Genomic DNA, 11,690 nt, shown 5'->3' with positions numbered 1-11,690 from the left:
GGAGCTGTTAAACTTGAAATTTTCTTTAATCATGGCTACTTGTGGCAGACGTGATGATATTCTTGACTTACTAAAATCACTTGAACAACAAACTTACAAAAACTTTGAACTTATCGTAGTAGATCAAAATGATACGCCAATCTCTGATTTATTTGATGCATATAAAGATAAATTTTCTATTCATTACATTTACACACCTATTAAAGGTCTATCGAGAGCTCGAAATGCAGGCTTAAAAGAAGCAGATGGTGATTTCATCGCTTTTCCAGATGATGATTGTATTTATGAAACAAATGTTTTAGAGAGTATATTAGAAACTTTCAACTCTAATAAAGATGTTCATTTCATCTCAACAAACACTACAAATGTGGAAGGGACAGGTTCTTTAATACACGCACCGAATTCAGATATTATTTTAAATAATAAATATGGATTCATGGGACCTTCTTTCACACTATTCTTCACAAAACAATTTGTACAAGATGTAGGTACATTTGATGAAGATTTAGGTGTTGGTTCTGGAACGATTTATGGAGCTGGTGAAGAAACTGACTTTGTACTACGTGGTATGAAACAAAATTATACTGGTTTATTTAGAAAAGAACTGTTCGTATACCATCCTGTAAAAGAGGAAATTATTAATGAACAATCATTAAAACGTGCTATTTCTTATGCTGGTGGTTTTGGTAGGGTTATTCGCTTACACTATGGATTCCCCTATTTCTTACGTGCTGTCGCTGCCGCATCATTCCGTATGACACAAAACATTTCTAATGATAAGCGTAAATTCCACGCAAATCGCTTACGCGGTATTGTTCGTGGATATTTAAAATAAAAAAACAAGATGTAACCACTTTTATTAAATGGTTACATCTTGTTTTTTTATTTCTCTTGCATCGCTTATTCCTTGCAAAATAACCCATCATTCTTTTATAATCGCATCCCCACTGTTCAATTACATTATATATTTTTGAAATGATAGCATTCTATCCAAGAATTTAGTATCATGATTCAAGACACTATTTAGAAATGAACGGAGGACATTATGAGCTTATTAACTGTTGAAAAATTAGGTCATACATTTGGTGATCGCACATTATTTAAAGATGTATCCATGCGCTTACTCGCAGGAGAGCACGTTGGATTAGTTGGAGCAAACGGTGTTGGGAAATCAACATTTATGAATATAATTACTGGTCAGCTTATCCATGATGAAGGTCGTGTTGAATGGACACCTGGCACAAATTACGGTTACTTAGACCAACATACCATTTTAACACCCGGTCGCACAATTCGTGATGTATTAGCAGATGCATTTTTACCTTTATTTGAAAAAGAAAAAGCATTAAATGAAGTTGCAGAAAAAATGGGAACTGCTACACCAGAAGAATTAGAAGAACTTCTTGAGGAAATGGCAGAAATTCAAGATGCTCTTGAAGCAGGCGGTTTCTATTTATTAGATATTAAAATTGAAGAAGCAGCGCGTGGACTTGGGATTGACGCAATCGGTCTAGATCGTGATGTTGCTGCATTAAGTGGTGGACAACGTACAAAAGTATTACTTGCAAAGTTACTACTTGAGCAACCAGAAGTATTACTATTAGATGAGCCGACCAACTATTTAGACGTTGAACATATTCATTGGTTAACAACTTATTTAAAAGAATATCCACACGCATTCCTATTAATTTCCCATGATACGGAGTTTATGAATAAATGTGTTGATATTATTTTCCATCTAGAATTTACAAAAATGACGCGTTATACAGCGACATATGAAAAATTCTTAGAACTAGCAGAGATGAATAAGAACCAACATATAAACGCTTATGAAAAGCAACGAGAGTTTATTAAAAAGCAGGAAGATTTTATTGCGAAAAATAAAGCTCGTTACTCAACGACTGGCCGTGCAAAGAGTCGTCAAAAGCAACTTGATCGTATGGAACGTATCGATCGTCCTGAAACAGCTATTAAACCTGAATTCTCGTTTAAAGAAAGTCGTGCGAGTAGTCGATTCGTCTTCGAAGGAGAAAATGTAGAGATTGGATATACACATCCGTTATTACCAAAATTAACGATGACAATTGAACGTGGTGAAAAAATTGCAATTGTTGGATGTAATGGTGTCGGTAAGTCAACACTATTAAAGACGATTTTAGGTAAGATCAAACCATTAAGCGGAAAAACAAGTCTTGGCGACTTCTTAAATCCATCATACTTCGAACAAGAAGTGAAAGCTGATAATATAACACCAATTGATGATGTTTGGAATACATTCCCTAGCTTAGACCAGCATCAAGTACGTGCAATGTTAGCGAAATGCGGTTTAAAAAACGAACATATCTCCCGTCCACTGAACCAATTAAGCGGTGGCGAACAAGCAAAAGTTCGTTTATGTAAACTAATGGGCGAAGAAAGTAACTGGCTACTCTTTGATGAGCCAACAAACCACCTTGATGTTACAGCAAAAGATGAGCTAAAAAAAGCGATGAAAGCATACAAAGGAACCATTCTTCTTGTATGCCACGAACCAGACTTTTATGAAGATTGGATAACAAAAACTTGGGATGTAGAAAAATGGGCCCAAGAAAACTCTTAATCCCCTAAAAAACATCCCTTTACACTGCTCTTTAGCGTGTAAAGGGATTTCGTTTTAAAATACCATAAAGTTTGATAAGGAGTTTTTATATATAATGCAAAGTACATTTTTTCTAAAACTCAATACATTTTTTGTGAAATGTTTATTAGTGCTATGTCTAATTATTTCTGCAGCTATTACATGGGACTCAGTATCCGTGGTTAGAGAACAGGCCAACACCCGTTTACTTATTATAATCCCAAGTATCATTTTAATAGGCCTTCTATTTATACTCATGGGCTATATTGCCAATAAATATATGTCAAAACTAATATTCACTATTTCACTTATCATTTTAGCCTTCTCTATTCGATTCATCTGGTTCCTTAATATCCAAACTCCTATCGAATCAGATTTTGCTATGATGTACAATGGAGCCGTGCAAGCAACTAAAGGAGATTTTAGTTTTGCTCAAAGCATATATTATACTTCCTGGGTTTATCAGCTTGGATTTACAATGTACCAAGCTTTGATTATTAATTTATTTGGTGAGGGAACTTTCTTTCTAAAGTTCTTAAATGTGTTATATTGCACAGGAACAACATTATTAGTTTACAAAATAACTTCTCACATATTTAATGAGTGGACTGGACGCGTGGCGGGATTAATATATGCATTATATATCCCAAGTATTGTATTAAGCTCAGTCCTAACAAATCAACACCTTGCCACATTCCTATTTTATCTTGGGTTTTATTTATTAATTACAAAAGGCTTAAGTCATAAATATATGTGGATTTTTATAGGGGTCTCTCTTTCTTTAGGAGACATTATGCGCCCACTTGGTGGCATCATCCTAATTGCAGTAACTATTTATTTCTTTTTACACGGTATGTTAGGGAAATCGAAAAGAGATATTTTCACTTCTATTAAAAAACTTTGTGGGATTTTCATCGTATTTTACCTTGTTCATTACATTATAAGTTATTCATTTATATCTGCCGGAATTACACAATACCCACTATCCAACCGTGACCCTCTCTGGAAATTCACAGTAGGACTTAATCATGAAACAAAAGGTGGTTATTCTACAGCAGATGCAGAATATATGATGTCCTTTGAGATTGGTGAAGAACGAAAAGCAGCTGAAAAGAAATTGATTCAAGAGCGACTAGCTGATCCACAGAAGGTTTTATCTTTATTCGGTGATAAGTTCACGCTCATGTGGGCAGATTACGACTCCGCCCCATCATGGAGTCTACTAACACTGGGGAACACAGATAATAATATGATTACTTTACAAAACGACCTTATGAAATATGAAAAGTATATGTATATGGCAGCTATGCTATTTGGTACGCTAGCACTTCTTTACCTCATATTGACTAAGCAAAACAACACGCATTACACAATATTTTTACTATTAATAATTGGTTATGTAACTGTTCACTTCTTAATTGAATACCAAACAAGATATCGATACTTTATCATTCCTAGCTTTACAATCATTCAAAGTTATGGACTATATTTATGCTATCGATTTATATCAAACAGAAAAACCTCCAAAGCACAAAATTAAACTTTAACTAGTGAAAATTTAATCATCAAAACACATTAAAATGAACTAAAAAGGCATGAGCCCGGTGCAATACCGAGCTCATGCCTTTTCATGTATATCTATATTTTCTTTTTTATTGTAAGCATGATTTATACCAAATGCAGCCAAAATGATCATTGAAATGGTGGCTGAATAATGATATCTTGATGCCACTTCTACTAACAACTGTGCCATTATTAATCCTATCGCGTATAAGCAAATAATAAATAGAGAAGATTTGTTTTTATTTTTAATAGCCACCAATACACCTACTAATGAAGTAACAATTAAGAAGTAATAAAACATATTAGATGCTACTGTATATCGTACTATATGATCTAATGCAGGATCAGCATAGGAAACTGCTGCACTATCCTCACCTAAAAGCTCAAAGAATTTATTGGAGAATAATTTCACAAAATCAATATTATCATTTTTTATCCTCTCTTTTGCTTCTTCTAGCATTTTCTGTTGAGCGTCATTCGCATTCCATCCTGGTTTATTACTATAATGAAACAATAGTTCAGCATCGGGTCGATTCCATTTCCCTGAGCTTTCTTCATTAAATCCTACATAAATGTTATACCCTGGGGTTGACGCTATCTCTTCACCTAAACGTACTGTTATATACTGATTTATTACGGAAGAAAAAATAAGGTATCCTACAACAATAACTCCTACATACGTTATCTTGTTTAACCATATTTTTTTATTCCCTATATGCTTTGTATCTATAATAAAAAACCATATCAATAGAGAAATAATTGGAACTGCTGCAATTGGTCGCACCATATTCATAAATGCAAGTAACGCTGCTATTAAAACGGAATAAACAAGTAATCGTTTTATATTTATATTGGCGATTTTTTCATGAGTCATTATCATAATAAGCCAAATCAACAACAGTACTGTACAATAGAGCGGTTCTGACATTGCAAACATATTATAAATCGTTTGAGAAGGTAATGCTATCCATAAAACACTTGCTGTTATTGCCGTTTTAATCCCACCAATTTTTCTAGATATAGCATATATTAACCCCATTGATATTGTAGTTAAAATAACATTTAAAATAGGTGGTATCATATAACTAGATCCAAAGATTTTCATGAAAATACTTAAAAATGAAGCATATCCAAAAATATGTGGAAATAATGCGATGTATCTATTATCAATGACAAAGTTTTCACTTAGTGCTTCTGCAGTATAATAAAACGTAGCATAATCAACCAATGGTTGAATTTGGTACCTAACCACCCATGCTAATTTGAATGCAAAACAAACGATTACTAAAACAAAAAAGCATTTTTTTTCACTTGATTTTTCTAGATACAGCGAACTTTTTCTAAGGATAAAACTTCCCACTATAGATAATAATAAAACACCCACTAATAATGTTACATAATTATACTTTTGAGTATCTGAAAAATAATTAATAAGTAATGCTACAGTAAAAAAAGCGTATATAACATATACCGCACGTGTAGAAAAATTAGACATGCCTTTAAAAAATAATTTCAAAACAATTTACTCCTTTAAAGATTAGTATTAAGAATAACGTTATCTCCATTACAAAAACATAATGAAAATTTAGGACTATTCATCTTTACCACAAAACCAAAAATACACATGTTATTTTTGTTCGCACTATACTTTTTAATTGTCGGTGGTACGTAAAGCATATCATATATTTATCTATATTTTGTATATAAACCCTATTTTTTCTAATTACTTAAAAAATCACTCTAATCAAAATAAATAACGTTTCAGCATAAAATATGCTATAATAAGTATTTGTTATGTACGAATAACCTTTCTACATTTCCTGTTTTATTTATATATTTTATAAAGATGAGGATACTATTATGGAGAAACTCTTAAAGTTTGGTTTAGTAGGAATCTTTAATACGCTCATTACAATTATTAGCTTTTGGATATTATTAAAATTTGGGTTGAACTACCTTATTGCGAATACCATTGCCTATTCAATTGGTGTTGCCAATAGCTACTATTGGAATAAAAATTGGGTGTTTAAACCTAATAATAAAAGCACGTCAATGTTCTTTAAATTTCTAACTGTAAATTTAATTGTATTTGCTTTTAATACATTATGTTTATTTATATTAGTAGATAAACTTACCCTTAATGCGTTAATTGCACAGATTTTCGCAATTGGTGTCGGAATGGTTATCAATTTTGTCCTTAATAAAATTTGGACATTCAACCAATCTGAAAAGGCTACTAATTAAACTTAAACAACTTATTAAAACTACGGAGGATACAACATGCAAAAATTAATTTCGGTTGTAGTTCCTATGTACTTCGAGGAAGAAGTAGCACAGGAATGTTATAACCGTTTAAAGTCCGTTATGCTTCAAAATGATATTAATTACGAGTTTGTCTTTGTAAACGACGGTAGCACAGACCGTACAATGGAAATCTTATCTGAGATTGCAGCAAATGATTACCGTACAAAAATCGTCAATTTCGCACGTAACTTTGGACACCAAATAGCCGTTACAGCTGGTATTGCTGCTGCAAAAGGTGACGCTATTGTAATTATCGATGCAGACTTACAAGATCCACCTGAAGTTATTCCTGAACTTATCGCAAAATGGGAAGAAGGATATGAAGTTGTTTATGCGAAACGTAAACAACGTAAAGGTGAAACTTGGTTTAAACTTTTAACAGCTAAATATTTCTATAAATTCTTAAACTACATGTCTGATATCGATATCCCAAAAGATACTGGTGATTTCCGAATTATCGATCGTAAAGTAGCTGATGTTTTCAATCAAATGACTGAGCGCAATCGTTTCATTCGTGGGATGATGTCTTGGGTTGGCTTCCGCCAAACGTACGTTGAATATGAACGCGATGAGCGCTTTGCTGGTGAAACAAAATATCCATTGAAGAAAATGATCAAATTTGCATCAGATGGCATTATTGCATTTTCAACAAAACCGTTACGTATCGTTATGACTTTAGGCTTATTATCAGTTCTCGTTTCAATAATCGTCTTACTATATACAATTACTGTGAAAATTATTGGCTCTGGTACGCAAACTGGTTGGGCATCTATTATGGTTGCTATTACATTCTTTAGCGGTATTCAGTTACTTGGTCTTGGAATCGTTGGCCAATATATTGCTCGTATTTACGACGAAAGCAAAAATCGTCCGATTTATATTGTGAAAGAAACTATTAATATTGAGCAAGAAGAGACTACACAAACAAAAGAAAAAGTGAATGCATAATAAAAAAGGTAACAATGAAAACTATCATTGTTACCTTTTTATATTGTAATACCCCATAAGCCTCGAACGAAATTCTTTTAAATTTGGATATACCTCTAAATTAGATAACATCCCTTGAATGACCGGGATCCTTGGATTTTGCAATCTCATTTCTGCCTCCAAAACATCTAATGTAACAAGCAATTCCTCATCTTCTAATTGATCAGCTAATGTGCGTTTAAAAACGATAATTTCTTTTAAAAAGTGTTCCTTAACCTGCTCTTTAATAAGCTCTGATTTGCAAAGAAATTCTCCCAGCTTCTCTTCATGTAACACAGGTTCTTCCGAAGATTCTACCAATCCATTTACTAAATCATCTACTCTTTTCAAAATAAAGGCAGAAACATAAGATAAGTCAATTTCTGGTGCTTGTAAAATGATTAATTCTAAATACCCACGGCATATGCCTTCTACCATAATGACTAAATCTAATAAATAAGGCATAACCTTCTCACCGTAAATAGACAGTAAACTATTCCGATAAAATGCATGCGACTCTAACTTCATTCGCATCATAAATTCTTCCACTTCTTTATTAAAAGGAATAGCATTTTCCCTTGCATGCATAATAATAAATTCTTTATGCTTTTGTATATCATTAAACTGGCAATGCAATTGTTTTGCAAATTTTTCACGCGGCAATAACGATTCTTTTTCAATATCCATCATTTTATTTTGAATCTTGTCATAGTAATATCGAAGTGTTGCTAATAAAAGCTCCTCTTTCGATTTAAAGTATAAATAGAAAGCTCCCTTAGATATGCCACAAGCGGTCACAATTTCCTGTACTGATGTCGCATTTACACCCTTAGTCGCAAATAACTTCATAGCCATCTCTATAATTAAACGCTCTTTTTCTTTCATATCATGTCTCTCCTACATTCAATCTCGCATCTTATTATGAATTTATCCCGCTATTCGCCGGGCAGTAAACCCAATTGGTGAGGGCTGATAATCAATAGGAATGAAAAAATCCCCACTGATTAAAGTTTCACTTTATTATACCATCCCTTTTCATTGACGGCTGACCAATCAGTCAGTTATATTATGTATTAGACTGACCAGTTGGTCAATACAATACAAAGGGAGCGCAAACATGAACAAAATCATTAATTTCTCGTTAAAAAATAAGTTCGCAGTTTGGCTACTAACCATTATTGTTACCATTGCAGGTATTTATTCTGGGCTGAACATGAAGCTGGAAACAATTCCTGATATTACAACACCGATTGTAACAGTAACCACGGTTTATCCTGGTGCTACACCAGAAGAAGTAGCTGACAAAGTTTCAAAACCGATGGAAGAGCAACTGCAAAATTTAAGTGGTGTAAACGTTGTTAGTTCATCATCTTTTCAAAACGCATCTTCTATTCAGGTAGAATATGATTTTGATAAAAATATGGAAAAGGCTGAAACAGAAATTAAAGAAGCTCTCGCAAATGTGAAAATGCCAGAAGGTGTAAAAGACCCGAAAGTTTCACGTGTAAACTTTAATGCCTTTCCAGTTATTTCGTTAAGCGTGGCAAGTAAAAATGAATCTTTAGCTACCTTAACTGAAAATGTAGAGAAGAATGTTGTGCCAGGATTAAAAGGACTTGATGGTGTTGCATCTGTTCAAATTTCAGGTCAACAAGTAGATGAAGTACAACTTGTCTTCAAGAAAGATAAGATGAAAGAATTAGGTTTAAGTGAAGATACTGTAAAAAATGTAATTAAAGGATCGGACGTATCGTTGCCACTTGGCTTATATACATTTAAAGACACAGAAAAATCAGTTGTTGTAGATGGAAACATTACAACAATTAAAGCATTAAAAGAATTAAAGATCCCGGCCATACCTTCATCACCGAGCGGTCAAGGTAGTCCAAACGCTGGAGCCGGTGCACAAACGCCGCAAATGAATCCAGCCGCTATGAACGGAATTCCGACAGTTACATTAGACGAAATTGCTGACATTAAAGAAGTCGGAAAAGCAGAGTCAATTTCTCGAACAAATGGAAAAGAAGCAATAGGAATTCAAATTGTAAAAGCTGCTGACGCGAATACAGTTGATGTTGTAAATGCAGTGAAAGATAAAGTAAAAGAACTTGAAAAAAAATATAAAGACTTAGAGATTATTTCAACATTCGACCAAGGTGCACCGATTGAAAAATCAGTAGAAACAATGCTGAGCAAAGCCATTTTTGGTGCTATCTTTGCGATTGTTATTATTATGCTGTTCCTACGAAATATCCGAACAACATTAATCTCTGTCGTTTCCATACCACTTTCTTTATTAATTGCTGTATTAGTCATAAAGCAAATGGATATTACGCTTAACATTATGACACTTGGAGCAATGACAGTCGCTATTGGACGCGTTGTTGATGACTCCATTGTTGTTATTGAAAATATTTACCGACGAATGTCGTTATCAGAAGAGAAACTGCGCGGAAAAGATTTAATTCGTGAAGCTACGAAGGAAATGTTCATTCCAATTATGTCTTCTACCATTGTAACAATTGCTGTATTCTTACCGCTTGGACTAGTAAAAGGTATGATTGGTGAAATGTTCTTACCATTTGCCTTAACTATCGTCTTCGCTTTATTAGCATCGTTACTAGTAGCAGTTACGATCGTGCCAATGCTAGCTCACTCTTTATTTAAGAAAGAGAGCATGAGGGAAAAAGAAGTAAATCATGAAGAAAAGCCAAGTAAATTAGCAAACTGGTATAAACGCATACTTGCATGGGCTTTAAATCATAAAATCATTACATCAAGTATCGCTGTCCTTCTATTAGTTGGTAGTCTTGCACTTGTTCCAATTATCGGCGTAAGTTTCTTACCATCTGAAGAAGAAAAAATGATCATTGCAACGTACAACCCTGAACCAGGGCAAACGTTAGAAGACGTTGAAAAAATTGCAACGAAAGCTGAGAAGCACTTCCAAGATAATAAAGACGTCAAAACAATTCAATTCTCATTAGGTGGCGAAAACCCAATGAGTCCTGGTCAATCCAACCAGGCAATGTTCTTCGTGCAATATGATAATGACACGAAAAACTTCGAAAAAGAAAAAGAACAAGTCGTTAAAGATTTACAGAAGATGTCTGGAAAAGGCGAATGGAAAAACCAAGATTTCGGAGCGAGTGGCGGTAGTAATGAAATTAAACTATACGTTTACGGAGATAGCTCGGAAGACATTAAGCCTGTCGTAAAAGATATTCAAAATATCATGAAGAAAAATAAAGACTTAAAAGATATAGACTCTAGTATTGCAAAAACGTATGCAGAGTACACTTTAGTCGCAGATCAGGAAAAACTAAGTAAAATGGGTCTAACGGCTGCGCAAATTGGAATGGGACTTTCTAATCAACATGATCGCCCTGTTCTGACAACAATTAAAAAAGACGGTAAAGATGTCAATGTATATGTAGAAGCTGAAAAACAAAATTATGAAACAATCGATGACTTAACAAATCGAAAAATTACAACACCACTTGGTACTGAAGTGGCTGTGAAAGATGTTATGACTGTAAAAGAAGATGAAACTTCGAATACAGTAAAACACCGCGATGGCCGTGTTTATGCGGAAGTAAGCGCAAAACTAACATCTGATGACGTTTCAAAAGCATCTGCCGCTGTTCAAAAAGAAGTAGATAAAATGGATCTTCCTTCTGGCGTAGATGTTTCTATGGGCGGTGTTACAAAAGATATTGAAGAATCATTCAAGCAACTTGGCTTAGCGATGTTAGCTGCGATTGCCATTGTATACTTCGTTCTTGTCGTTACATTTGGCGGTGCCCTTGCACCATTCGCAATTTTATTCTCGCTACCATTTACAATTATCGGAGCTCTTGTCGCCTTATTAATCTCTGGCGAGACATTAAGCGTATCTGCAATGATCGGGGCGCTTATGTTAATTGGTATCGTTGTAACAAACGCTATCGTGCTTATCGACCGCGTTATTCATAAAGAAAATGAAGGTCTATCAACACGTGAAGCTTTATTAGAAGCTGGTGCAACACGCCTTCGTCCGATTTTAATGACTGCAATTGCAACAATCGGGGCTCTTATCCCGCTTGCGTTAGGATTTGAAGGTAGCGGCTTAATCTCTAAAGGACTTGGTGTAACAGTAATTGGTGGGTTAACAAGTTCAACGTTATTAACACTTCTTATTGTTCCAATCGTTTATGAAGTATTAAGCAAGTTCAAAAAGAAAAAATCAAAATAACAAAAA

8 protein-coding genes are annotated in these 11,690 nt (G+C 34.1%); 6 read left to right on the top strand and 2 right to left on the bottom strand.

Annotation, left to right across the window (positions count from 1 at the left end; genetic code table 11):
• The first annotated feature begins 13 nt into the window (after nt 1-13).
• From ACXVYO_RS01245 to ACXVYO_RS01235, 3 genes are all read left to right on the top strand, one after another.
• The gene (locus ACXVYO_RS01245; RefSeq protein WP_458465831.1) at nt 14-835 is read left to right on the top strand and encodes a glycosyltransferase family 2 protein; all 822 of its coding nucleotides are present in this window, start codon (nt 14-16) and stop codon (nt 833-835) included.
• A gap of 210 nt (nt 836-1,045) precedes the next feature.
• The gene (locus ACXVYO_RS01240) at nt 1,046-2,599 is read left to right on the top strand and encodes an ABC-F family ATP-binding cassette domain-containing protein (RefSeq protein ID WP_073517693.1); all 1,554 of its coding nucleotides are present in this window, start codon (nt 1,046-1,048) and stop codon (nt 2,597-2,599) included.
• A gap of 94 nt (nt 2,600-2,693) precedes the next feature.
• Nucleotides 2,694-4,157 (top strand): ArnT family glycosyltransferase, encoded by a 1,464-nt coding sequence (locus ACXVYO_RS01235; protein WP_458465830.1) that lies wholly within the window; start codon nt 2,694-2,696, stop codon nt 4,155-4,157.
• A gap of 78 nt (nt 4,158-4,235) precedes the next feature.
• On the opposite strand, the gene ACXVYO_RS01230 is transcribed toward ACXVYO_RS01235, so the two are convergent.
• Nucleotides 4,236-5,696, bottom strand: a complete 1,461-nt coding sequence (locus ACXVYO_RS01230; protein ID WP_458465829.1) for a glycosyltransferase family 39 protein — start codon at nt 5,694-5,696, stop codon at nt 4,236-4,238.
• A gap of 344 nt (nt 5,697-6,040) precedes the next feature.
• Between ACXVYO_RS01230 and ACXVYO_RS01225 the strand changes: the two genes are divergently transcribed.
• Both ACXVYO_RS01225 and ACXVYO_RS01220 read left to right on the top strand, forming a co-directional pair.
• Nucleotides 6,041-6,424: a GtrA family protein gene (locus ACXVYO_RS01225; RefSeq protein ID WP_458465828.1), complete on the top strand. Its 384-nt coding sequence runs from the start codon at nt 6,041-6,043 to the stop codon at nt 6,422-6,424.
• A 36-nt stretch (nt 6,425-6,460) separates the two neighbouring features.
• On the top strand, nt 6,461-7,432 hold the full coding sequence (locus ACXVYO_RS01220; protein WP_071724478.1) for a glycosyltransferase family 2 protein: 972 nt from the start codon (nt 6,461-6,463) through the stop codon (nt 7,430-7,432).
• 30 nt (nt 7,433-7,462) lie between these two features.
• On the opposite strand, the gene ACXVYO_RS01215 is transcribed toward ACXVYO_RS01220, so the two are convergent.
• Nucleotides 7,463-8,335 (bottom strand): TetR/AcrR family transcriptional regulator, encoded by an 873-nt coding sequence (locus tag ACXVYO_RS01215; RefSeq protein WP_458465827.1) that lies wholly within the window; start codon nt 8,333-8,335, stop codon nt 7,463-7,465.
• 232 nt (nt 8,336-8,567) lie between these two features.
• Here ACXVYO_RS01215 and ACXVYO_RS01210 point away from each other — a divergent pair, with 232 nt between their 5' ends.
• On the top strand, nt 8,568-11,684 hold the full coding sequence (locus ACXVYO_RS01210) for an efflux RND transporter permease subunit (protein WP_458465826.1): 3,117 nt from the start codon (nt 8,568-8,570) through the stop codon (nt 11,682-11,684).
• The last annotated feature ends 6 nt before the right edge of the window (nt 11,685-11,690 follow it).

Source organism: Bacillus sp. BC08, from assembly GCF_054326875.1.
Note: the sequence above shows the minus strand (reverse complement) of the source record. Positions and strands in the feature narration are given on the sequence as shown.

Excerpts from the sequence above, each read along its gene's own strand:
- ACXVYO_RS01240 (WP_073517693.1), top strand. The coding sequence starts at position 1,046 with ATGAGCTTATTAACTGTTGAAAAATTAGGTCATACATTTGGTGATCGC.
- ACXVYO_RS01235 (WP_458465830.1), top strand. The coding sequence starts at position 2,694 with ATGCAAAGTACATTTTTTCTAAAACTCAATACATTTTTTGTGAAATGT.
- ACXVYO_RS01225 (WP_458465828.1), top strand. The coding sequence starts at position 6,041 with ATGGAGAAACTCTTAAAGTTTGGTTTAGTAGGAATCTTTAATACGCTC.
- ACXVYO_RS01220 (WP_071724478.1), top strand. The coding sequence starts at position 6,461 with ATGCAAAAATTAATTTCGGTTGTAGTTCCTATGTACTTCGAGGAAGAA.
- ACXVYO_RS01215 (WP_458465827.1), bottom strand. The coding sequence starts at position 8,335 with ATGAAAGAAAAAGAGCGTTTAATTATAGAGATGGCTATGAAGTTATTT.
- ACXVYO_RS01210 (WP_458465826.1), top strand. The coding sequence starts at position 8,568 with ATGAACAAAATCATTAATTTCTCGTTAAAAAATAAGTTCGCAGTTTGG.